The sequence below is a fragment of the Bacillus thermozeamaize genome (genome assembly GCA_002159075.1).
Lineage (GTDB): Bacteria > Bacillota > Bacilli > ZCTH02-B2 > ZCTH02-B2 > Bacillus_BB > Bacillus_BB thermozeamaize.
The window spans coordinates 1-23,545 of sequence record LZRT01000058.1; the positions used below are offsets into that span (position 1 = coordinate 1).

General features: G+C 53.2%; 22 protein-coding genes and 3 pseudogenes. 13 read left to right on the plus strand and 12 right to left on the minus strand.

All coding sequences use genetic code 11. The features are described from left to right. Window positions 1–178 precede the first annotated feature (178 nt). Together BAA01_03160 and BAA01_03165 are read right to left on the minus strand one after the other, a co-directional pair. Window positions 179–559, minus strand: coding sequence for a cytochrome-c oxidase (locus BAA01_03160; GenBank protein OUM88645.1), 381 nt, complete (start codon window positions 557–559; stop codon window positions 179–181). Between the two features lie 186 nt (window positions 560–745). Beyond that, window positions 746–2,068 carry an alkaline phosphatase gene (locus BAA01_03165; protein OUM88646.1) on the minus strand — a complete coding sequence of 441 codons (1,323 nt, stop codon included), beginning with the start codon at window positions 2,066–2,068 and terminating at the stop codon, window positions 746–748. A gap of 610 nt (window positions 2,069–2,678) precedes the next feature. Between BAA01_03165 and BAA01_03170 the strand changes: the two genes are divergently transcribed. The 8 genes from BAA01_03170 to BAA01_03205 all read left to right on the plus strand — a co-directional run bounded on the left by BAA01_03170 (window position 2,679) and on the right by BAA01_03205 (window position 9,164). Beyond that, on the plus strand, window positions 2,679–3,674 hold the full coding sequence (locus BAA01_03170) for a hypothetical protein (GenBank protein OUM88647.1): 996 nt from the start codon (window positions 2,679–2,681) through the stop codon (window positions 3,672–3,674). Continuing rightward, window positions 3,667–4,704: a DNA repair photolyase gene (locus BAA01_03175; protein ID OUM88666.1), complete on the plus strand. Its 1,038-nt coding sequence runs from the start codon at window positions 3,667–3,669 to the stop codon at window positions 4,702–4,704. Before BAA01_03170 ends, BAA01_03175 begins: the two co-directional genes overlap by 8 nt. A gap of 76 nt (window positions 4,705–4,780) precedes the next feature. Then, on the plus strand, window positions 4,781–5,488 hold the full coding sequence (locus BAA01_03180) for a 3-oxoacyl-ACP reductase (GenBank protein OUM88648.1): 708 nt from the start codon (window positions 4,781–4,783) through the stop codon (window positions 5,486–5,488). Between the two features lie 384 nt (window positions 5,489–5,872). Continuing rightward, complete coding sequence (locus tag BAA01_03185) at window positions 5,873–6,823, plus strand: ABC transporter (GenBank protein OUM88649.1); 951 nt, start codon at window positions 5,873–5,875, stop codon at window positions 6,821–6,823. A gap of 103 nt (window positions 6,824–6,926) precedes the next feature. Further along, window positions 6,927–7,724: a multidrug ABC transporter permease gene (locus tag BAA01_03190; GenBank protein OUM88650.1), complete on the plus strand. Its 798-nt coding sequence runs from the start codon at window positions 6,927–6,929 to the stop codon at window positions 7,722–7,724. Window positions 7,725–7,741: 17 nt separating this feature from the next. Continuing rightward, on the plus strand, window positions 7,742–8,404 hold the full coding sequence (locus tag BAA01_03195; protein ID OUM88651.1) for a hypothetical protein: 663 nt from the start codon (window positions 7,742–7,744) through the stop codon (window positions 8,402–8,404). A 25-nt stretch (window positions 8,405–8,429) separates the two neighbouring features. Continuing rightward, on the plus strand, window positions 8,430–8,774 hold the full coding sequence (locus tag BAA01_03200; GenBank protein ID OUM88652.1) for a multidrug resistance protein SMR: 345 nt from the start codon (window positions 8,430–8,432) through the stop codon (window positions 8,772–8,774). Window positions 8,775–8,849: 75 nt separating this feature from the next. Next, window positions 8,850–9,164 carry a multidrug resistance protein SMR gene (locus BAA01_03205; protein ID OUM88653.1) on the plus strand — a complete coding sequence of 105 codons (315 nt, stop codon included), beginning with the start codon at window positions 8,850–8,852 and terminating at the stop codon, window positions 9,162–9,164. A gap of 84 nt (window positions 9,165–9,248) precedes the next feature. Here the strand turns inward: BAA01_03205 and BAA01_03210 are convergent, their stop codons facing one another. Next, on the minus strand, window positions 9,249–10,079 hold the full coding sequence (locus tag BAA01_03210) for a glyoxal reductase (GenBank protein ID OUM88654.1): 831 nt from the start codon (window positions 10,077–10,079) through the stop codon (window positions 9,249–9,251). Window positions 10,080–10,436: 357 nt separating this feature from the next. On the opposite strand from BAA01_03210, the gene BAA01_03215 reads away from it, so the two are divergent. After that, entirely contained in the window at window positions 10,437–11,075 is a 639-nt protein-coding gene (locus tag BAA01_03215) for a hypothetical protein (protein OUM88655.1), read from the plus strand. Window positions 11,076–11,181: 106 nt separating this feature from the next. Here BAA01_03215 and BAA01_03220 read toward each other — a convergent pair whose 3' ends face one another. Genes BAA01_03220 through BAA01_03235 form a run of 4 tightly spaced genes read right to left on the minus strand, consistent with a single transcriptional unit; the run spans window position 11,182 to window position 14,038 of the window. After that, window positions 11,182–11,628, minus strand: a complete 447-nt coding sequence (locus BAA01_03220) for a hypothetical protein (protein ID OUM88656.1) — start codon at window positions 11,626–11,628, stop codon at window positions 11,182–11,184. A gap of 57 nt (window positions 11,629–11,685) precedes the next feature. Then, the gene (locus BAA01_03225) at window positions 11,686–12,429 is read right to left on the minus strand and encodes a polar amino acid ABC transporter ATP-binding protein (GenBank protein OUM88657.1); all 744 of its coding nucleotides are present in this window, start codon (window positions 12,427–12,429) and stop codon (window positions 11,686–11,688) included. A 24-nt stretch (window positions 12,430–12,453) separates the two neighbouring features. Next, window positions 12,454–13,098: an ABC transporter permease gene (locus BAA01_03230; GenBank protein OUM88658.1), complete on the minus strand. Its 645-nt coding sequence runs from the start codon at window positions 13,096–13,098 to the stop codon at window positions 12,454–12,456. A gap of 25 nt (window positions 13,099–13,123) precedes the next feature. Beyond that, window positions 13,124–14,038: a cysteine ABC transporter substrate-binding protein gene (locus BAA01_03235; protein OUM88659.1), complete on the minus strand. Its 915-nt coding sequence runs from the start codon at window positions 14,036–14,038 to the stop codon at window positions 13,124–13,126. A 202-nt stretch (window positions 14,039–14,240) separates the two neighbouring features. On the opposite strand from BAA01_03235, the gene BAA01_03240 reads away from it, so the two are divergent. Beyond that, window positions 14,241–14,654: a hypothetical protein gene (locus BAA01_03240; GenBank protein ID OUM88660.1), complete on the plus strand. Its 414-nt coding sequence runs from the start codon at window positions 14,241–14,243 to the stop codon at window positions 14,652–14,654. A gap of 290 nt (window positions 14,655–14,944) precedes the next feature. Here the strand turns inward: BAA01_03240 and BAA01_03245 are convergent. Continuing rightward, window positions 14,945–16,191, minus strand: a pseudogene (locus BAA01_03245) (transposase). Between the two features lie 389 nt (window positions 16,192–16,580). Further along, a complete protein-coding gene (locus tag BAA01_03250; GenBank protein OUM88661.1) occupies window positions 16,581–19,550 on the minus strand; it encodes a hypothetical protein in 2,970 nt (989 codons plus the stop codon). A gap of 542 nt (window positions 19,551–20,092) precedes the next feature. On the opposite strand from BAA01_03250, the gene BAA01_03255 reads away from it, so the two are divergent. Together BAA01_03255 and BAA01_03260 are read left to right on the plus strand one after the other, a co-directional pair. After that, on the plus strand, window positions 20,093–21,160 hold the full coding sequence (locus BAA01_03255; GenBank protein ID OUM88662.1) for a hypothetical protein: 1,068 nt from the start codon (window positions 20,093–20,095) through the stop codon (window positions 21,158–21,160). A gap of 93 nt (window positions 21,161–21,253) precedes the next feature. Next, window positions 21,254–21,487 (plus strand): oxidoreductase, encoded by a 234-nt coding sequence (locus BAA01_03260; GenBank protein ID OUM88663.1) that lies wholly within the window; start codon window positions 21,254–21,256, stop codon window positions 21,485–21,487. A gap of 192 nt (window positions 21,488–21,679) precedes the next feature. Here the strand turns inward: BAA01_03260 and BAA01_03265 are convergent. From BAA01_03265 to BAA01_03275, 3 genes and pseudogenes are all read right to left on the minus strand, one after another. Further along, window positions 21,680–22,154, minus strand: a pseudogene (locus BAA01_03265) (DNA-binding response regulator). Continuing rightward, the gene (locus tag BAA01_03270) at window positions 22,123–22,782 is read right to left on the minus strand and encodes a hypothetical protein (protein ID OUM88664.1); all 660 of its coding nucleotides are present in this window, start codon (window positions 22,780–22,782) and stop codon (window positions 22,123–22,125) included. The pseudogene BAA01_03265 and the gene BAA01_03270 overlap by 32 nt, the downstream one beginning before the upstream one ends. Before the next feature lie 2 nt (window positions 22,783–22,784). Further along, window positions 22,785–23,045 carry a hypothetical protein gene (locus tag BAA01_03275; GenBank protein ID OUM88665.1) on the minus strand — a complete coding sequence of 87 codons (261 nt, stop codon included), beginning with the start codon at window positions 23,043–23,045 and terminating at the stop codon, window positions 22,785–22,787. 148 nt (window positions 23,046–23,193) lie between these two features. Between BAA01_03275 and BAA01_03280 the strand changes: the two are divergent. Next, window positions 23,194–23,545: pseudogene (locus tag BAA01_03280) on the plus strand (transposase).

Consider the following 23,545-nt stretch of genomic DNA (forward strand, 5'->3'; position numbering starts at 1 on the left):
GCCTTAAGCTTCCTCCAGATTCCACCTCGCGGTGGACACCCTTGCTCTCGGCTAACGGTAGGCGCTCGCCAGCCCCCGTTCGGGACTTTCACCCTATAGCCAACACCCATGCCGGGCGCACAAAAAACGGCCCGTCCCCCCCAGCAGGGGACGGGCCTTGTGTGACACTGGCGCCAGACTAAACCGCTTTCGAAGAACGGACATGCTTGAACACGTTAACCAGCAAACATATGGCGCCCAATACAACCAGAATGGCGCCTGGAATGATGCCCAGCTCCCACGCCACGTTTTGCGTGGCGATCAACAGGAAGAGGAATATCATCATCAGAGGGACGCCAATATTGTAGAGCCAAAAGTGCCACTTGGCCAACGCATGATTGCCGGCCTGGGGAAAGAGGTGATAAATCACCCCGAACAACGCCATCGACACCCACCCCAACAGGTTGATATGCGCGTGCAAGCTGCCGAATCTTAAATCCTGGAAACTGGACATGTACAACCCGACACCCAGTCCGATAAGAAAGTAGATGACTGCAATTTTAAAAAACCGGACGCCCATCTTTTCTCACCTCCTCTCCGATGCCATCTTTTTCTTTTTTATATACGCACATATACGCATCACATGGAGACAATGTGTGTGCTGTTGCTCGCAAAATGCTTGCCGTTCACAAAAAAAGAAGTCCAAAGGAATAACTCCCTGCTCCCTTGGACTTCGAGGGCGATCGTCATCATTTTTTCAACCCGTTCAATTTTTCAACTCGATTTTCATCGCTTTCGCCATGATTTTCGGCACGTCCGTGTTGTCGATCAATCCGGCAAACCTGTCCGCGTGCGGGCCGAACGCGTACAGTTGCACGTCGACTCCCGTATGGGCACTGCTCGACCAGCCGACGAGGGCCCGCTCACTGATGATCTCATTGATGGCGTTTGCCGGTTGTTTGGCGGATTGGATAACCTTGGCTTCCTCATCCGTCAGTTCAATGCCGGCGTATTTTTTGACCACTTCTTTCACGTTGCGGCGATCCTTATCAAGCTGGGCAGCCATATAGTTGCCGGTCGCACTCACTGCCCGCAACACTTCCAGATTGGCATCATATTGGCCGTAGCCACCGACCGACATGCCGCCGGTGTCATGGTCGCCCACAATCACGACGAGCGTTCTGCCGTCTTTTTTCGCAAAGTCCATGGCCACTTCCACCGCTTCTTCAAAAGCCTCGATGTCCCGCATCGCCCAGGCAGCGTCGTGCGCGTGACCCGCCCAGTCGATTTGGCTGCCCTCCACCATCAGGAAAAAGCCTTTCTTGTTTTGATTGAGGGTTTGGATCGCTTTCGCGGTCATTTCGGCCAGGCTCGGTTCATTTGTGTGCTTGCGGTCCAATTCCGCGGCCATGGCGTCATGGGCGAACAACCCGAGAAGCTTCCGCCCCTTTGCCAGGCGCAGCTGGTCGCGCGTTTCAACATATTGGTACCCCTTGTTTTTCGCTTCCGCAATGAGGTTTCGTTCTGCCTGCCTGCCTCCTTCCGAATTGGGCAAGAAATACTGTTTCCCGCCTCCGAGCAGCACATCCACCCTTTCCAGCATTTGCGGCGCAATGTCCGCTTCACTGGCGCGGGAAGCCACGTGCGAGGCGAATACGGCAGGCGTGGCATGGGTGATGGTCGAAGTCGCCACCAGTCCCGTTGATTTTCCGGCTTTTTTCGCCGCTTCCAGAATGGTTTGCAAAGGTTTCCCGTCAGGACGAACGCTGATCATGCCGTTGTTGGTCTTGACGCCAGTTGCCAACGCTGTGCCGGCGGCCGCGGAGTCGGTGACTTCGGTATTTGCAGCATGCGTTTTGACCATGCCGACCAAAAAGTTGTCCCATATGGCTTCATCGCCTTTAAACCAGCGGTAGTTCGTGGCATAAGCAGTGGAGAAACCGTCCGGGATCATAAAAATGACGTTTTTTGCCTTTCCTTCTCCTTTGTAAGGGCTGGCACTTTCGGGATAGGCCATCCCCGTCATGAAGCCAAGACCTGTTACAAGCAAAACAAAAACCAACGTTAGGGCAGCCAGCCTTTTCAGCATCTTATCTCCTCCCTAATTTTTGGTTCGCTTGTCATTATAGAGGTAGAATGTTAAATTAATTTAAAAACAACGTAAATTTTACTTATCAACATTGTAAAGTTGTAGAAAATTGCCGCATGTGTTTTTGGAACGCCAGTGGATGGATTGATCGTCTGCTTCTGGTTGTGTTCACATGATGGTGAACCTGTTTATTCAAGTATCTGCATACTTACAATAAAAATGACCGCAGGTGCTGCCAACACCTGCGGCCGGTGTACAATAAGCTTGCCCCGCAAGGGGCCGGCACACGGCGCAAGACCGCCCTGTCAGTTTCCAGGCATCAAGGGCGGTCTACTTATGCTTGTTGGACGACATCAGCAAAGCGACGAACGACCCAAACATCATCATGTGCGTTCACGCCTGATATACGTCCATGCTCTCACCTCCTTCCTCTTTGGGGAAAGAGGTGAGCCGATCACCCTTGAGGAACCGTGCCCATTGTACAAACTCAATGATAACATTATTTTGGATTTTGGAAACAAAGCCGGGCTGACATCAGTCCGGTTGTTTGTTTTTCACATGGGCATGCTCCCGTCTGGCCCGCCCGGCCCGTCTGCGATACAATGATCACATGATATTCATCTCGACTGCGCTTTATCACGAAGCCAAACCGCTGATCCAGCATTTTCGCCTGAAAAAAGCAACCCTGTCCTCTCCGCCGCCGGGGCGCATGCAGCTGTTCACCGGCAGCCCTTCCTCCCTGGGCCAGGAGGTCCTGCTGGTCGTGGGCGGCACCGGCCCGCTGGCGGCAGCTGTGGCCACCACGTACGCCCTGACCGCGGCCCGCGTGAGTGAACGGGATTTTTTTCTCAACATCGGCATCTGCGGGACGGTGCGGAAGGATTGGCCGCGCGGCGAGGCCGTCCTTTGCCACAAGATCATCCATCACGACACGGGACGCGCCTATTTTCCGGATGTGCTGATCCGACATCCCTTCCGGGAGGGGGTGCTGGAGACTTTTTCCCACCCCGTGACCGCCGCGATGGAAACCGACGGGAAAAGCACCGGGGAAGCCACCAGGAACATCGCCGGGAAAAGTACCGGGACAATCGCCGGGGAAACGCCCCCTCCCGCAGGGCATGTTCCCGCCGGGGATGTCGTGGACATGGAAGGGGCAGGCTGTTTTGAAGCGGCCGCCGCCTTTCTGCCGCCCCACCGGATGCTCTTCGTCAAGGTGATCTCCGATCACCTGGACGCCGCGCTTCCCAACCGCCCGGACCCCGCCAACGCCAACCGGCTGGACGGGCCGGCCATCTCCGGGCTCATTGCGGCACAGATCCCGGCCCTGGAAGAAACGCTCCGGCGCGCGCAGCAACTGAACGACGCCATCGAAGCCCCGCTGCTGACGGAAGAGGAGGCGCAACTCATCCACTCGCTGCAGGAACACCTTCGCCTGACGGCGGCCATGTCCCACCAACTGCGCCGCCTCGCGCTGCAGTACAAGGCAGCCACCGGCGGAGCCGGTTCGCTGGAGATCCTCCGCCCATTTCTCCAGCAGCCGGTTCAGACCAAACAGGAAGGGAAGATGGCTCTTGAACAGATCCGCTCGCTCTTGCTCCCTGACTGAGACTGGGGCCATCGCCCCCGCCTTCTCCCACATCTACGTGGAAGAGGAGGCGCTGAATTACCCGCTGGCCAAAGACATCCTCCACCGGTTCCCGGAAGCCGTGCGCATTCCCGTCCGGCGCTACCAGGACGTGTTCGCCCGTCCGCGACAGCAGTTTGCCGCACAAAAGCGCTCCCAGAAGCTGATCCTGGCGGTGAAAAAGGCGCCCTTTCTCTATCCCGGCGCCAAGGTTTGCCATGATTTCGGCAACGCGCACTTCTACTATACCTCGGTTGCCCTCAACTGCCTGTACAACTGCGAATACTGCTTCCTGCAGGGAATGTTCCCTTCCGCCAACCTGGTTCTCTTCGTCAACCTGGAGGATTACTTTGCCGAGGTGGATCGGCTGCTCAAGCGGCACCCCGTTTACCTGAGCATCTCCTACGAATCCGACCTGCTGGCCATGGAACGGCTGGTTTCCTATACCCGGGAATGGATCCGGTTCGCATCCAGCAGGCCGGAGCTGGCCATCGAAGTGCGGACCAAAAGCGCCAACTACGCCGCGCTTGCAGGCGCCTTCAGCCAGCCAAACACCCCGCCGGACAACATCATTCTGGCCTGGACCCTCTCGCCGGAGGAGGTGATCCGCCGGCACGAGCCGCTCACCCCCAGCCTCAAGGCCCGGCTGGCCAGCGCCCGGCAAGCCATCGCCGACGGATGGAAGGTGCGGCTCTGCTTCGATCCCGTGCTCCACGTCAGAAACTGGCGGGACCAATACAGGCAGTGCATCCAAGCCACCTTCGCCGCCATCCCGGCGAAAAGCGTGCACGACATCAGCATCGGCCTCTTCCGCGTCCCCCGGGATTACCTGAAAACGATGCGCAAACAGCGGCCCGGCTCGGCGCTGCTCCATTATCCGTATGAAAACAGGCAGGGCGTCCTCAGCTACCCGGAACACCTGGCGGAAGAGATGATCCGGTTCGTGCGCGAAGAGCTGGAGAAGCACGTCCCCCCTGACAAGATTTACCTCCTCGAGGAAGAACAACATTGATGATAGACAGAATGAACATCATGCTGAAAACCATCATGATGAAGAACGCAACTCATGAACCAGGGAGGGAACCCCGTTGGCAACAAAGGCTGCCCTCGTCACCGGCGCCTCTTCGGGCATCGGGCTGGAAATCGTCAAAACCCTGCTTGCGATGGGCCACCCCGTATACGGCCTGGCGCGCGACTTTTCCAAGACGGACTTTGCCCATGAGCGGTTTTGGCCCATTCCCTGCGACATCACCCGGATCGATGAGCTGCGCCGGGCACTGGCGACGATCCGCGATCAGGGACACAAGATTCACATCCTGGTGAACAATGCGGGCGTGGGCTTTTTCGGCCCCCACGAACAGCTGCGCCCGGAACAGATTGAGCAGATGGTGTTGACCAACCTGGCCGCGCCGCTCGTCCTCACGCAGATGACCCTGCGCCAGATCAAGGAGACGCAGGGGGTGATCATCAACCTCTCCTCCATCACGGCCAAAAAATCCAGCACCCACGGCTGCGCCTACGCCGCCACCAAGGCCGGACTGACCCACTTCGGCGTGAGCCTCTTCGACGAGATCCGCAAAACTGGCGCCAGGGTGATCACCATCCACCCCGATCTGACTACCACCCCCTTTTATGATCACCTCGACTTTCGCCCCGGCGATCATCCGGGATCCCGTCTCACCCCCGAAAGCGTGGCGGAAGCGGTTCGCTTTGCCCTCAGCCAGCCGGCAGGCGCCGTGGTGACAGACATCACCCTGCGGCCGCAAAGAAACCAAATCGTGCGGAAGACACGATAAGCCGGACGTCCAGCCTGCCACCAAACCCGCAGGCTAGCCTGCCGGCAATCCTGGCGCAACAACATCACCCCGCGCAATGGAATCGCCCCAAAGGCTTGACACGCTCTAGGGTGAAACATGGACGCCCCTTTCTGCCGCCCTTTCTGCCCCCCTTCTGCCAGCCACTTCGAATGCCGGACACTTCAAAGAATGAGAACACACTCTTGACCAGGCGGTCAATTTCTTTTATACTTGCCTTGACCAGATGGTCAATTCTTTTTTCAACTCATCTTGACCAGGCGGTCAAAACAGACGCGTCAATCCATGTCAGCCAAATTCATCAAAACCAGCCTGACAAACCCAAACGGGTTCATGCCAATCTCGCGCAAAGGTGGGATGAAGGTGATGGGTGCGGAGAAGGCCATTGATGTCCAGCATGTCACCAAATATTACGGGAAACACCTGGCCATCGAGGACGTTTCATTTTCGGTCGACAAAGGGGAGATTTTCGGCTTTATCGGTCCGAACGGGGCCGGAAAGAGCACGCTGATCCGGATTTTGCTGAACCTGATTTTCCCCACGCAGGGCACCGCCCGCATCTTCGGCAAAGACGTCGTCCAGGAATCCAAAACCGTCAGGGGAATGCTGGGTTACCTGCCGTCAGAGATCCACTATTACGAGGATTTGCGGGTAAAGGATCTGCTGGCCTATTCGGCCGCCTTTTATCCGGGAGGGAGGAAAAACCGGACGACTGGGCAGGCCGGCCGGAAAAGCCGGATCGCGGAGCTTGCCGAACGCCTGCAATTGGATCTGGAAAAAAAGATCGGCGACCTTTCCTTCGGCAACCGGAAAAAGGTGGGGATCATCCAGGCGATGCTCCACGAACCGCCGCTCTACATCTTCGACGAACCGACCAACGGCCTGGACCCGCTGATTCAGCACGCCTTTTTTGACCTGATCAGGGAAGAGCGGGAAAAGGGGGCCACCATCTTCTTCTCCTCCCACCAACTGGCGGAAGTCCAGCGGTTGTGCGATCGGGTGGCCATGATCAAGCAAGGGAAACTGCTGCGGGTGGAGCCCATCGAGCAGTTGATGAAAAACCAGTACAAGAAAGTCACCCTCACGTTCGCGGAAGGCAGGGCACAGGAGGTGGACTGGCCCGACGTGGTGCAGCAAGAGGTCTCCGGCCATACGGTCAAACTCATCTACAAAGGCACAAGCCAGGACCTCATCCGGCGACTGCAGCAGTTGCCTATCACCGATCTGCTGGTCGAAGAACCTTCGCTGGAAGAGATCTTTCTCCACGAATACGAAGAAGAATACGAAAAAGCCACGGCCGCAAAGCGAAACGACTGAGGAGGAATTTGAGGAAGAACGGAAAAATTGGCGAAAAAGGTTCACCAACCTTGAGAGACGTTGACGCAAGGATGCGATCACGCGAAGAATGGGGAGGATGGACATGCTCATCTATCGAAGGGAATGGAGGCAAAACTGGAAAGGGCTGCTCATCTGGACGCTTATTTTAAGCGGTCTGAATGCGGTCCAGTTGAGCGTGTATCCGCAGATGGCCGAACAGCAGGAAAGCCTCGATGCGTTGCTCCAATCGATTCCCGAGACAATCGCCAACGTGTTCCATATCGGGGAACTGGACTTTTCCACCATCATCGGCTTTTACGCGATTGAATGCTACTTGATCCTCACGCTGTTCGGCAGCATCTACGCGGCCAACCTGGCGGCGCAAATCGTCGCCAAGGAAGAGTCGGAGAAAACCATCGAGTTTCTGCTGTCCAAGCCGGTGACGCGCCGCAGAGTGCTCACGGAAAAGGGGCTGCTCGTGCTGACCAACATCCTGTTGTTCAATCTCGTCATCTCCCTGATCAACCTTTTGGTCATGGCGCTTCTAGACGAGACGCCGGATGCTGAAACCTTCCTGCTCATATCCGTGGGGCCGCTGCTCCTGCACCTCACGTTTGCCGCGGTCACCTTCTTCCTGTCAGTCATTCTCAGCAAAGGCCGGATGCTCACATCCCTGTCCGCCGGCCTCGTGTTGCTGACCTATTTTCTCTCCGTCATGTCCGACCTCACCGACAAGCTGGAATGGCTGAAATACGTCTCGCCGTTTGCGTACGTCGATCCGGCGGGCATCATCCTGGACCACGAGATCAAGCCGCTGTACCTCCTGATCATGCTCACTGTCACCGTGCTCAGTCTCGGCGCCGCCTACGCCATTTACAACAAAAAAGACATCACCGTCTGAACCGGGAGTGAGGAACGCTGTATCCGCATTTCGAAAAACTGCCGGAAGAAAAAAAAGCGGCGATCATCCAGGCCTGCCTTGAGGAATTCGCCGCCCACGGGTACAAACAGGCCTCGACCAACCGCATGACCGCCAGGGCGGGGATTGCGAAAGGACTCCTTTTCCACTACTTCGGCAACAAGAAAAATCTCTACTTGTACCTCCTGCAACATGCCATCACCGTGCTGGCGGAACGCCTCGCCGAACGCATGAAGGAAATGACATCGGAGGATTTTTTCCAGCGGGCCAAGGAGCTCACGATCATCAAAATCCGGCTGGCGCTGGAATACCCGCATGAAACCCTGCTCCTGATGAAAGCCGTCACCGATCTGCCGCCGGCGGTCAAACCGGAAGCGGATCGGCTGATCGCCCGGATCACGGAAGAAATGGCCGGCGTCAATCACCAGTACCTTTTCTCCTATCTGGAGACGGCCCCGCTCCGTCCGCATCTTTCCAGGGAGCAAGCATTGGCCGTGATCATGGCCCTGTTTGAACAGTTGGGTCAGAAATACCTTCGGCTTTATCAGGGAAGGGAACAGGAGCTGCTGCAGCATCCCGAAGTGATGCTCCAGGAACTGGATCTGTACTGCGACATTCTGAAGTACGGGATTTATGAACGACCATCTGCGAATGACCTGTGATACATGAGCAAGGAGAGGTGCCCCCATGACCTGGATCTACGTGCTGTTGGCGGGAGTGGTGGAAGTGGTGTGGGTGATCGGGCTGAGATATTCCGGCTCCCTCCTGCACTGGATAGGGACCGCAGTGGCCATCATCCTCAGCTTCCACTTCATCATCAAAGCCACAGAAAAACTCCCCGCGGGAACCGTGTACGCCGTCTTCACCGGCATCGGTTCGGCGGGGATTGTGCTGATTGACCATCTCTTCTTTGACACTAAGTTGTCCGTTGCCAAACTGCTCCTGATCGGGTTGATCGTCACCGGAGTCATAGGGTTGAAAATGACCTCCGCTCCACGCCCGGAAAAGGTCCCGCATACGGAAGATACCTAGCAAAAGTGGTTCCGCGTACAGATGGGATCTCCCCTCCAGATGGAACCATCCAAAGAAAAGAGAAGGTGAGATAGCATGGCCTGGGTCTTCCTGGTGCTGGCCAGCTTAGGAGAAATTTTCGGTGTGATGAGCCTGAATCTCTATGTCCGCAAAAAGACGTTCCCCCGCCTCGCGCTCGTCGGCATCACCTTCGGACTGGGCTTTCTTTTTTTGTCCCTGGCGATGCGGGAGATTCCGATGAGCATTGCCTACGCCATCTGGACCGGACTCGGGGCGGCGGGAGCGGTGCTGATGGGCATTCTCTTTTTCAGGGAACCGTCAGGCTGGAAGCGGCTCCTCTTTCTCGGGTGCATCATCGTCGGGGCGGCGGGGTTGAAATTGATTAACTGAAGTGAGGTCGCTATGCAAGGTACAAATTGTGCCGATGCGGCTGGCTTCACGGCCCGAATCGATTCAAGCGCCAGGCTATGACTGTCAAAAAGAAAAGTTGTCTGGATCGGGACCGATGCGCCGGTTCTCGTTCAGGGCATCCAGCTTTGCCATGTCCTCTTCCGAAAGGGTGAAGTCAAAGATGTCGGCGTTCTCCCGGATCCGCTCCGGACGGATCGATTTCGGGATGGTGACTATCCCGTGCTGCAAGTCCCAACGAAGCAGGATCTGAGCAGGCGTCTTGCCGTACTTCCGGCACAGTTCAACGACCACCGGATCGTCGAAGATCTGTCCCCGCATCAGCGGGCTCCAGGCCTCCACCTGGATCTGGTGCTTCCGGCAAAACTCGCGCAGCGGTTCCTGCGTCAGGAGAGGATGCAGTTCCACCTGGTTGACCATCGGCCGTATTTCGCAGTCGGCCAGCAGATCCTCGAGATGGTGGATCTGGAAATTGCTCACGCCGATGGCGCGCACCCACCCGTCCTTGTACAGCTTCTCCAGGGCACGCCAGGTGTCCTTGTACTTCCCCTTGACCGGCCAGTGGATCAGGTAGAGATCCACATATTCTACCCCGAGGCGCTGGCGGCTTTCCTCAAAAGCCTGCAGCGTCGACTCATACCCCTGCCGGTTGTTCCACACCTTCGTCGTGATGAACACCTGTTCCCGCGGCACGCCTGACTCGCGAACCGCCTTGCCCACGCCCCGCTCGTTGCCGTAGATGGCCGCCGTGTCGATGCTGCGATAACCTACCTCCAGCGCGGTCCGCACCGCACGTTCCACTTCTTCCCCTTCCGCCGCCTTGTAGACGCCAAGACCCAGCCAGGGCATGTTCACGCCATTGTGCAACGTGGTGCAATCGGAAATATGTTCCGTCATCCTCATCCCTCCATGTTCTCTTTTTTCATACTGTTCTTTATAAAGTCTAAACAAACAGCGCCCTTCCATACAAGCACCCTTAGCATGAATTGTTGCCCAATTCTATATACGTCATCCCCTACACACTTGCATCGCTTAGATGCATGGTCAGTAATATAGGGTTCACTACTTCATGTCAAACTTGTTTGCCAGCTGGATCTCGATATCGATGTTCTCTTCCAGATATCGATACATTTGTCATTTGAATATGGTCATAACGCTATCAACAAAGTAAAATCGGTTGTATCAGAATTGAACTTCAAGTATATTGTAAAATGATGGCAGTATTGAAATTTCCAGCATGATGTGGTGGTACAAATGCGTTTTAAATTCAAAAAAACACGATGCAGTGAATTCTTGCTTGAGAACGAAAAATCACAAAAAATCATTGAAGATTTATCCGAATTGATCAGTTATGAACTTAGTGTTATAACTGATCTAAATGTAAAGGTTGACGATGAGATATTCCGTATTCAGTCTAAGGGCAAGGATTCTATTGAGAAATACTTTATTTTATCCGAATGTTCCGGTTTTATTCATGCAACAAATAATGACAAAGATGTGTTTCAAGGGGTTGTACAAAAACTTCATAGTAAAGGGATATCATTAAGTAAAAAAAATATAAGGTATATGGATAAACTCATCAATCGCAGAATAGAACATTATGATCGGTTGATTGCAAGAATATATAACATCAACAGCGTTATTGCTGTCGGTGTAGTTGCAGGCTTAATAAGCTGGTTCTTAACACCCATTGATACCTTAACTAATCAATCCACCATTATTGACATTCTAATTAAGATGCTTCCATTTGCAGCCATACTAATATTTCTAGTTCCAATAATAATGTCTAATAAACAAAATAGACATCTAATATTGCAAACAAAATATCTTAGGCTTATACAGACATTCCTCGATTATTATGACAAAAATGTCACAACTAAAAACGGACCTTAATCTCGTTTCAAATGAGAACCCATCTATTGACCGTACATGAAAAAAGCACTCTGTTCATACAGAGCGCAACTTCATTTATTCTGCTACTGACTTCTTCCTCCTCATCTTAATTCTCTTCGCCGAGGGTATCATTACCGCCTGACACCTCATCCCCGTTCAACACCAGACGCACATCGATCGGCGCACGCAGCGAATGGGCCACGGAGCAATACTTGGACAGGCTCAGGTTCACCGCCCGCCAGGCCTTGTTTGGCGGAATCTCTCCATCGATGAACACCGTCAGCTTGACGTGCGTAATGGCCTTCGGCGGCTCATCCCGCCGCTCAGCCTCCGCCTCGAAGCGTATCGTATCCGCTTTCAGTCGCATCTTTTCCAGAATCATGGACACGTCCACACCCATGCAGCCGGTCAGGCCGATCAGCACCAGTTCCAGCGGTGTGGGAGCCGATCCCTCCCCGCCGGCCGCCTCGTTGGCATCCATCCGCACCGGATGGCCGGAAGGGGGGACCGCTTCAAACAGCCGCTTGCCCAGCCATTCCGTTCGCACACGCATCCTTGCCACCTCCTCCGTCTTTCCCGACGACCAAAGTTCGTGTGACCAAAGCTCCCGTCAAAACGTCAACTGCCGCAAAAACCTGCGCGCCCGTTCCGACTCGGGACGGGTAAAGAATCGCTCTGAGTCGCTTTCCTCCACGATTCGCCCGTCGCTCATGAAGATGATCCGGTCCGCCACTTCCCTGGCGAACCCCATCTCGTGCGTGACGATGATCATCGTCATCCCTTCGGAGGCCAGGTGCCGGATCACCTCCAGCACCTCCCCCACCAGCTCCGGGTCCAGCGCGGAAGTGGGCTCGTCAAAAAGCATGATCTGCGGCTGCATCGCCAGCGAGCGGGCAATCGCCACGCGCTGCTGCTGCCCGCCGGAGAGACGGGAGGGATACTCGTCCCGCTTCTCCGAAAGCCCCACCTTCCGCAACAATGCTTCCGCCATGGCCACGGCCTCATGCTTCGGCATCCGCTTCACGACGAGCGGCGCCTCGATGATGTTTTCCAGCACCGTCTTGTGGGGAAACAGGTTGAAACTCTGGAACACCATCCCTGTCTTCTTCCGCAGTTCCCGCACCCTGCGCTTGCGCTCTTTTGGCGGCATCCCGGCAGTGACGGTGATTCCGTCCACGGTAATGCTGCCGGCCGTGATGGTTTCCAGCCCGTTCAAGCAGCGTAACAAAGTACTCTTGCCTGATCCGCTGGGGCCGACGATCACCACGATCTCCCGCTCCGCCACCCGCAGGTTGATCTCCTCCAGGACCGGCTTGTCCCCGAAATGTTTTCCCAGCTGGTGCGTTTCAATCATGGCATGCTCCCTTCCCCTTGCCCTTTAGTATGCGCGCGACAGCCTTTTCTCCAGATACCCAAGGATGGCGGAAAACAGCGTGCTCATCAGCCAGTACATCAGCGCGATGGCCAGGTAAAAGGGCATGATTACATAATACTGCGCGATCAGCAGTTGCGCCTGCCGGAGCAGCTCGGTGACGGCGATCACCGAGACCAGCGAGGTTTCCTTCAGCATCCCGATAAACGTGTTCCCCATCGGCGGAATGGCCACCCGCGCCGCCTGCGGGAGAACGATGCGTCGCATCGTCTGCCATGGCGTCATGCCCAGCGACAGGGCCGCTTCCGTCTGACCTTTCGGCACCGACAAGATGGCGCCGCGGAACGTCTCCGACAGGTAGGCGCCGATGTTGATGCTGAGCGCAATGATCGCCGCCGGCAGCGGCTCCAGGCGGATGCCAAAGTCCACCAGGCCATAATAGATGATAAATATCTGCACCAGCAAGGGGGTTCCCCGGATGATCGAAACATACCCCCTTGCCAATGCCCGCAGCAGACGGTTGCCCTTCAACCGGGCAATCGCCACGATAAGGCCAATCACCAGGCCGAATGCCATGGAGATGACGGTGATCAGCAGCGTGTACCAGGCTCCCTTCAGCAAAAACGGGAGATTTTCCAGGACCAGTTGCAACGTCTACGGCCTCCCCTGCCAACGCTTACTCGGACGGCGCTTCACCAAACCACTTCTTGAAGATCTTTTCGTACGTGCCGTCTTCCTTCATGGATGCCAAGGCCTCGTTGATGGCTTTCTGCAGTTCCGGATTGCCTTTGCGCATGGCGATTCCGGCGTAGTCCGACTTGACCGGTTCCCCGACCGCCTTGATCTTCAAGCCGTTTTTCTCCACCAGCGGCTTGATGGCGTACATGTTGTTGATCGTCGCGTCAATCCGTCCCGCATTCAGATCCATCAAAGAGGTGATGACATCATTATACGTCATGATCTCAAACGGGCCATACTCCGGCAACACCTTCGTCCTCAGATAGGTTTCGTCATTGGTGCCAAGGCCCACACCGATCTTTTTCCCCTTGAAGTCTTTCAGCGACTGGATGTCGTTCCGCCCTTCCTGGACGATAATCCGCACCGAGTTTTTGATATACGGCTCGGAGAAGTCCATCTCCTTCTTTCTTTCATCCGTAATCGTCATTTGGCTGATAACCACGTCAAACTTACCCTGCTTCAGTCCCGCAATCATCCCGGACCACTCCTGCGGGACAAACTCCACCTCCACGCCGAGACGCTTGGCGACTTCCTTCGCGATGTCTGCGTCAAATCCGTCCATTTCCTTCTTCTCGTTGAGAAAGTTATACGGCGGATAGGTGCCCATGATGCCCACTGTCATCTTGCCCTTGGATTTGATTTCTTCGTACAAGTTAGATGTTGTATCTTTCCCTTGGTCTGTACCGCCTTGAGCCTGTTCGCTACCCTGAGTGTTCCCGTTTTCAGTTCCCTGATTTTGCGGGTTATCTCCAGACCCCTGGGAACCGCATGCGGCCAGGACCATCCCAAGAGCCAGGACTACCGTGAGGATTGCGAACCACTTGCCATAAAACCCCCGTCCTAGATTTGTCATCTGTTTGTCATCTCCTTTAAACTATAATCTTAGTTGGTAAATTGGTATTATTATATTTGGTTTATAGGCATATGGCAAGTCAAGTACAATCTATCCGTGCCTTCCCGCTTTGAACATCATACGCCCTCTATTTGAGTGTATACTAAAAGCTAAAATCTCGCTTGTCAAAAACTGAAACATTATCGAAAATGAGGATAAAGAAATGGAGGGGGTTTTTATCATGAAAGCATTGTCTTACTCCATTCCTCTACGTGAAGCCGATCTTTTTCGAGAATGGTTATCATGCTCCCTCAAGGAATTAGGTTTAGACGTCCGGAAAGAAGCGTCAAAACAAAATACTTGGGACGTTCTACATCCGAAGATCAAGCAACAGTTTGGCGCCATTCAGTACGGTGGACAAGAAGCGAAAGTCTCCTCTTTGCAAGCCGTGGCTTACATCGAATTGCGATTTTACAGAAAGCACTTATTGACTCTTCATCTTCATGATAAATTAAACGCTATTAAAGACTATCGAGATGATTGTAACGAATCTATCCGGTTCCGGTTCTTCACAACTGACCCGAGAGGTTTGAATAACCTCCTTACACAACTCCGTTTCGTCTTCAAATCTCTGTAACCGTGGGAGATTATCTCATTATCTAACTAAATTGTGATGTTAATTCGTGCCGTGTATGAACACCCGTTTCATTAACCATTTGTGCACATACAGAATACTGCAGACCATTCCACCTCAGCCACCACACGAGTATAATAACGACATGCTGACGTAAGATGCCTGCGAACTTCCAATTCCCTATTATCCTCAATTGACATACATGGCCCATATTTTCTAATATTTTCATACTTGCTGTGTCTTTTAGACGATCAAGTCCTATAGTGTGTGTAAAATCCCTCGGTTGAACGAACTTACCGAATGGGTGTAACCTTACTTACTTTTTTTGCTTCTTGCTGACGTTGTTTCCATTCAAGATATTCCGTCATACAAGATATTCCGTCATATCCAAGTATCTTTTTCCACTGGCCCACTTCTCATCAACTTCCATCAGAAGGGCACCAATGAGACGGACAACGGATTCCCGGTTCGGAAAGATACGAATCACCCGCTCTCTACGGCGAATCTCCTCGTTGAGTCGCTCCATCCCATTGGTGGTCCGCAGGCGCTTACGGTATCTCTCGGGGAGCATCAGCACCGCCGTGGCGTCATCGAAACCCGCCTCCAGGACAGCCATTGCCCTTGGAGCTTTGGTTTCATATGTCTGCAAAGTTTGGTGCAGCAATAAACGGGCTGTGTCGATATCGGGGGCATCCAATACCGCCCGGACGCGGGGATAGAGTTCTTCCTGCAAGGATTTGGGCGTTGCATCCAGGATATTCCGTATGAAGTGAGTCTGGCATCGTTGCCAAGTAACCCCTTGGAAGTGTTGTCGAATGGCCTTGACCAGCCCTCCATGGTGGTCAGAGACGATGACGTCCACTCCACGCAAGTCACGACTCTTGAGCCATGAGAAGAATTCACTCCAACTGGCCTCGGACTCATTATCGCCCAGCATGAGGCCCAAGATCTCCCGATAACCGTCGGTGTTCACGCCATAGGCCAGCATCACACCCCGGGAACGAACGCGCCCCTCCTCCCGCACCTTAAGAACCAAGGCATCCACAACGACAAAGGGAAAGCGGCTGTCTCGCAGGTTGCGTCCGTTCCAGGCGGTGACAATGGGGTCGAGGCGCTTGCACAACTCGGAAACCGTGGACTTAGAAAACTCGACCCCGCAGAGTTGCTCCGTAATCTGTGCCACTTTTCGAGTGGAAACGCCATTGACCACCATCTCCATCAACGCCAGAACCAACGCCTGCTCACTCCGCTGATAGCGGGCAAATAACGCCGTTGAAAACTTCCCATTTCGAAGACGGGGGACACGTAGTGTGAGGGTGCCTACGCGGGTCGTCAACTGATGCGGGTAGGTGCCATTTCGGTAGCCTTGACGGGCTTCTGTTCGCTCATAGGGTTCTGCTGCCAGCTGCTCGGTCGCTTGGGCTTGCAACACTTGGTTCAGTACCGATTCCAAAAGAGACGCCACCCCTGCATCTTGAGAGTTTTTCAAAAAAAGTTGATGCAACAGATCGGAATCTACGGTAATCTGGTATTGAGCTATTCTGATGTCTCCTCTCGTTTAAGAATGTTGATGTGACACCTTCATTCTAACCGAGGGACTCATGAAATGGCTCCCTTTTTTTCTAAGGAATACCAATTTTACACAATTATACGGACTCAACTTTTTGATTGATGATTTTGAGTAAGTTTCTTTTGATGTTAACACGTTACCGTTCATTCATTTTTCATTATCACTCTAGTCAAATGTAAATCTTTTCTCTAAGGCATGTGTTAAAATGCTTAATACCAAATAATGATAACCTTCTAACAACATACACAGTCCCCTAAACAAATATTAACCGTTGAATCTTCGTTCTTGACCCTAATCTCATAGCTGAGCATATACTGTAAACATAAAAAAGAAGCCCCCAAAGGGCTTCTTTTTTATGTTTATTTTGTGGCTGTTACAGTAGTGTCAGCTGCTTGACCATTGCCTGTGGTCGATGCATCTTTTAGAACTACACCAGCCTTAGTAGTGATAGTTACACTCTTAGTAAGATCCAAATCTGTCTCAAAGGTTAACATCACTTGATTTGGATTACCAACAACTGGCGCAGCAGTAATTTCATCTGGATATGTTGTAGTTCCATTCTTTACAATCAGCTCAGATTCTACATTACCTGTAATACCCTGATTCATTTTCTCGCTATAGGTAAGGATAATTGTGTTTTTGTCAATAATCTTAGCTGATTGAAGAACTGGAGCAACATTATCCAGGACACTTACATATCCAGAAAATGGAGTAATGGTTATTCCACTTGTTGTTTGGACATTATTTACAGTGAACGGTGCATAAGTGTTATCTTGGCTAATTGATCCTTTTGGCAGAGTTATTGTAGCTACTTGTTGTGGACCGTACGCAGTACCGCCTACAGTTTCAGAAACTGAATTCAATGTAATAACTGTACCTGCAGGAAGTACTGCATTATTGATTCTGTAATTATCAACATCCGTTGCAGAACCGACTACTTTACCACCCTTAACCGGGCTTCTAAATACAACCTTAAAGGATTGCGAGCCATCAGCATTCATTACCGCTGGTGTAATATCAGACTGATTTAATTTAAAGGTTGGTTCTGCACCAGTAAAGTTGATTGTTAACACTGTTGCGGCAGATTTATTTCCTGTACTTGAGAAATCAGTTACGAAACCTGCCGGGAAATAGAACGTATAGATACCAGAATAGGCTGTCGGACTACCCAAAGTTATTTTAATTTTAGTATCTCCCTCTGCAATCGGATCTGTTTTTGTTGCTCCAGCGAAGAAGGAGCTTGAAACATCGAGTCCGTTTGGATTTACAACCTTAATTCCAGCAATAGAGCTACCTGCTGCCACTTGCTCTGAACCTTTGCTCAGGTTTAGAACAACCGCAGTTACTTTGCCAGCTGTATTTGTTTCGTATCCCAAACTTGTAATTACTGGAGCAGTAGTATCCTTTGACACTGTAATTTGCTGTGTATGAGCAACAATTGCATTACCAACTGTGTCTAATACTTGGTTATTGAACGAAACTGAGAATGTGTGAGTGTTTTGGGTCGCATACAGTCCTTTTGGCAAGGAAACAATATATTTAGTCGCACTGGTCGCCGTTGTATCAGCAGCATTAAAATCTGGACCAATTGTTGCACTTATTAAGCCGCCACCAGCGTCCCGCACAGTAATATTTGAATTATTTACTGTTGAAGAATTCATCGGTTTGCTAAATGTTAAATAGAGAATACGGTCAGTTTTAGATGAAATGCTTACAGTCGGTGCTACATTGTCAGTTACAACATTAAATGTTTTCGTAAGTAAGTTTGCTACGTTCGTATCTGGTGCAGGTACAAAGTCTGCTACATCAGCAACAGACAATGTATGCGTTTTTGTTGGATCAAGTAGTACATTCGAAATCGTGTATTCAGTAAAATCAGCATTCGGAGTTCCGGTTACATTAGTTCCATCAATCTGGAAACCTGATACAGTAGCAACCGGTTCACTGAATTTTACTTTTACTGTACCAGCAGCAACACCGCTTGTTACAGAAGTAACTGAGATAATGCTTGGGGCTGTACTATCGTTAAACCTTAGGCTTATCGCATAAGAATTGATAACTTTAGTCGCATCATCTTTTTGTTTCACATTCGATATGGTTAGTACTCGATCGGCACCTTTTGGTGGTACGTTAGCTGCCGGAATGTTTATAATTAAAGTTCTTCCATCCTTTTGAAGATCCAGGGATGCAGCTGGAATTGCCACACCAGCAAGATCATAAGAACCTAAATTATTCGGATCTACTTGTTTAGAAAACACAACTTGAATTTGTTTTGCGTTAAGAACAGTCACTGATGAAACTGCAAAGATAGCATTCTCTTCAACTACTTGTTCTAGCTGTTTATATGTTGCATCACTTACTGCTACGGATCCACCAAGTACAGCGATTTTTGTGTTTCCGTTCTTTTGCAGCGATTCCACCAGCAATGCATTTACGCTAGCTGGCAAATTGTTGCTTCTTTCAGGTGTATAGGTGTAAAGAATCGGATTGGCAAATACTGCACCACCAACCGCATCGGCCAAGTTCCAACCATTCACAATGGAATAGCCGGAAGCATTCGCAAACTGGGACTTGGCGAATTCCACACTGGTTTCAACCCGATCGGAACCGGCAATACGGCTGACTTGCACGCCAGCTGCAGCAATATCTTGCGCCACCTTGGCGCTTACAACCGATTCACCGCCGACAATGACCACTTGCTTGACATTGAGAGCTTTGAGCGCATCTTTCACAGCTGCAGGCAGTTCATTGGCTTTCACGGCAAGCACAGGATACCCTTTGGCGAAAGCCGCAGCACCTGCTGTCATCGCGTCAGCATAGGTCCAACCGTTGACAATGAAGGCCACTTCTGCGCTGCTCTTAGCTTTTTGGGCAATCTTGACGGCTGTCTCAACCCGGTCTGCTCCACCGATCCGCTCCACTTCACCAGCAGCGTTCTTTAGAGCGTCTTCCACATTCTTGGAAATGGCTTTTTCGCTACCAAGAACGATAACTTTCTTGGCGCCCAGCTTTTTGATGACGTCTGCTGTTGCCTGAGGCAGATCATTGGACTTGGTCAGCAGAACAGGCGCATTCAGGGCACCCGCCAGCACACTGGCAGCCAAGCCATCTGCAAAATCATCGGATCTTGCTACAATTACTGTGTTGCTGCCGCTCGGATACTTTGCTTCCGCGATTTTCGCGGCCGTTTCAAAGCGATCCGCGCCGGCAATCCGTTGCAACTGATCCCCAGCTGCGCTTGCCGTACCAACGCCGACAAATCCGACGAAGGAAGACACGACAAGTGCGAATACCAGGAGGATCGCAGTTCTCTTGCGAATCTGACTCACGGAATCTTCCCCTCCCAAATGTTTTGTCAATGCATTTTTCTTGTTTCGTAGTGGTATTGTGGTTCAGCCGTCACACATCTATTAGGTTACATCACTCCCTTCACGGTGTCAATCCTTGCATATTGTGAAAATATCAGGAATTATAGCCAATCATAGGCTGCATTTCCTTCCTGATATCCTGATACCATATTATAGCTGGACAGGACGGCGTTCCCGCAAGATCCAAGTTTTGCATGTCTTTCTCAACATTGGATTTTCTTTATTTTGGATGTTTCTCTCTTCGGAAGACAGTGACAGCTTGGGCTATTCTAACGTATTAGATAGTATACAAGCATTTTCCAGTTCAGTAAAGGGTTTTTTTATATTTTTTGTCAATCATCTGCTCCATTGGAAATAGACGCTATCCCTGCCAAAAAGGTTTCACCCTTTTTGCATCGGTCAGGGAAAAAATCCACCTTTCGCGCGCACATTCCTACTTGTCGTATCGGATTAAATAACCTATAATCGTCATATATCATAGTAATATGATGGGAGATGATGGAATGATTCAGACAATCATTTCCGGGTTATTCTGCGGTATCCTGCTGGGTTTTGTCCTGCAGCGGGGACGTTTTTGCGTCACCGGCGCCTTCCGCGACCTGTACCTGACGCGGGAGAGCCGGATGTTTGTGGCCTTCCTTCTGGCCATCACCGTCCAGAGCGTCTGCATCTTCCTCCTGTCGGCGGCCGGACTCATCCAGCTGGCGAAGGTTCCGTTCGCCTGGCTGGGCGCCATCGTGGGCGGGTTCGTGTTCGGCGTCGGCATGGTGTGCGCCGGCGGATGCGCCACCGGCACCTGGTACCGGGCGGGGGAAGGCCTGATCGGAAGCTGGGTGGCCCTCTTTGCCTACATGGCCAGCAGCGCGATGATGAAACACGGTTCCCTGAAGCCGCTCAACCAGTTCTTCGGCCAGTACAAAGTGGAACAGGGCGCCATCTACGAGACCGTCGGCCTGTCGCCGTGGCTGCTCATCCTCCTGCTGGCCGGCGTGACGGGGTATCTGGTCTGGCGGCACCTGAAGCAGCCGGCCGTCCGCATTCCCTCCCTCCCACCGCGTCGGAAAGGGCTGGCCCACTTGTTGTTTGAAAAGCGCTGGCATCCGTTTGTCACGGCGGTGCTGGTGGGTCTTATCGCCACGCTGGCCTGGCCGTTGAGCGAGGCCACGGGGCGGATGTTCGGCCTCGGCATCACGACGCCGAGCGCCAACCTGCTGGGCTATCTGGTGACCGGCGAGACAAAAATGCTGGACTGGGGCGTCTTCCTGGTGCTGGGGATTCTGGTCGGTTCCTTTATCGCGGCCAAGGGAAGCCGTGAGTTTCGCTGGCGCGTGCCTTCGGCCTCGACGATGGTGACCAGCTTCATCGGCGGGCTCCTGATGGGCTTCGGCGCCAGCATCGCCGGCGGCTGCACCATCGGCAACGGCCTGGTGAACACGGCGCTGCTGGCGTGGCAGGGATGGGTGGCCGTGCCCTTCATGCTCGTCGGTTCCTGGGTGGCCACCTACTTCCTGATGGTCCGCCCCAGACAGCGAAGCCGGCAGACGGCGGTGGAAGCCATCCAGAGCGCGTGAATGGGGCATTTGCACACTGGCAATTGTGCGCGCTAAGTTGTTAGAACATAGAAGACCTGACATAAAAGACTGACTAGAAGGAGGAATCGCGTGATGAAGCGGGTTCATCTGGAAGTGATTGGGCAGGTTTGCCCGTTCCCCCTGGTGGAAGCGGAACAGGCGATGAAGCAGCTGGAGCCGGACGATGAGCTGGTGATCGACTTCGATTGCACGCAGGCGACGGACAGCCTGCCGCATTGGGCGGTCAAAAACGGGCATGAGGTGACCCTTTTTGAGCAGACCGGCGATGCCCAGTGGCGAATCGCCATCCGAAAAAGAAGGGCGTAGGCAGCGAAAACGGCTCGTTTGCGCATATCCCACATCGCTTGCGCATATCAAACGTCTCTTCAAAAGGATTCCAAAAAGGTTCACGCTTCAATGGATCCCCAAAAATAAAAAACACCTCCCGCTGCCCGGGCCGTTGGTCCGGCGGGGAGGTGTTTTTTCGTCGCATGCATGCATCATAATCACGCAAAAAGTTCACCCAAAATGTTTGAGATAGAAGATGGCCAGCTGGGTGCGGTCCCTAAGCCCCAGTTTCTCCAGCAGTCCCGTCACGTAGTTGCGCACGGTTCCTTCGCTCAGATAGAGCCGCTGCGCGATCTCCCGGTTGGAAGATGCTGTCGGCCGGCTGGTTCTTCAGGATGTAGCCTTCCGCGCCGCTGCGGAGGGCCTCTTTAATGTATTCGTCATCCCGGAAGGTGGTCAGGATGACCACCTTCACCTCAGGGTAAAGTTCCTTGATCCGCTTCGTGCCCAGCACGCCGTCCATCACCGGCATCCGGACATCCATCAGGACCAGATCCGGCCGCTCCCACCAGCAGAAATCCAGCGCCTCCTGGCCGTCACCGGCGGTTCCGATCACCTGAAAATCGGCTTCCAGTTCCAAGAGGATTTTGATCCCGTCCCGGATCAGGGCGTCATCATCCACGATCAACGTCTTCCAAGCCTTCAAAGAGACTCCTTCCTTCCTCTCTCGGGATCAGGCAGACGATGAGAAACCCGTCCTTGCCGCTTATGGACACCGTCCCGCCCATGTTCCGGATCCGCTCCCGCATCCCGCTCAGGCCCAGGCCTTCCTTGATCTTTTCCGCCCCCACGCCGTTGTCCCGGATGGCCAGCCGCGTGAAGGCGTCGCGGATTTCGATCCGGATGTCCACCTCCGTCGCCTGCGAGTATTTGGCGACGTTGGTCAGCGCCTCCTGGATGGTGGAGGCCAGCACCTCCATGTGATGGGGCGGCACTTGGTTAAAATCGCCGCGAAAGCTGAAGCGCACCGGACAGAAGGTGAACTGATCGATGATCCGCTGGATGTAGGCCACCTCCAACGGCTGCCTGGGCTTCAGGTTGTGGACCGTCTCTCGGAGCAATTCCAGCGCTTCCGAGAGGGCGGCGACGGAGCCCTCCACCATGGCGGCCGCCTGCTCGCGATCGCGCTGCCACAACTTGTTGGCCGCCTGCAGCTGAAACAGGATGCCGGCAATCTTGTGCCCCACGCTGTCGTGAATCTCCCTCGCGATCCGGTTCCGTTCCCGCACTTCGGCGATCCCGGCCGCTTCCCGGGAGGCATGCAGCAACTTCATCTTCACCTGCTCAGTTCGTAGCGGAGCCGCCGCTCATTATCCAGTATCCGCTGCAAGCGGCGCTCCTTTTCCCCGGCCCGCCGCGTCAGGTCGGCCAGCAACACGGAAAGCCCTGTGGCGAGCAGCACCGCGCCAAACGCCGGACTCCCCCATGTCAGGACGAGGCCGCCCGCCACCGGAAGGAGGCCGGTATAAAAACGCAGACAGACAAAGTCATAGGCCGCCGCCGCGAGGAAGAGCGCGAAGCCGGTATCGATCCTCATCCCGTAAAGGCGTCAACCCGAGCATGACAGAAGAAACTCCGCCCGCAAGCCCACTGCTTTAGCGGTGGGTAAGGGCGTTTAGCACTCCAAATTCCATCTTTCATCCATGTTCTCACTCCAGTACAATGTAGACAGAGGGAGTGAGAACGTGTATTCGGTTCGCAGGATGAAACTTCCTAAAACAGAACAATTGGACGCGCTTGCCATGGCCGCAGGGGAACTGTACAGCCGTGTAATGGTTTCGTTCTGGCGCGCTGTTCGCAAAAAAGGAATCTGGCTAAAAGCGTCATCCATGATGCGTTGGCACAACTCGAGCCTGCTCCATGCCCACAGCGCGGACGCAGTGGTGCAGAGCTTCTACTCTGCCCTCAAATCCTGGCGTAAACGACGGAAGGCAGATCCTCAAGCCAAACCTCCCTACCGTCGGCGGCGCTACTTTCGGGTCCAGTGGAAGTCGTCTGCCATCCGGGTCCGGAACGGAAATCTCATCCTTTCCAACG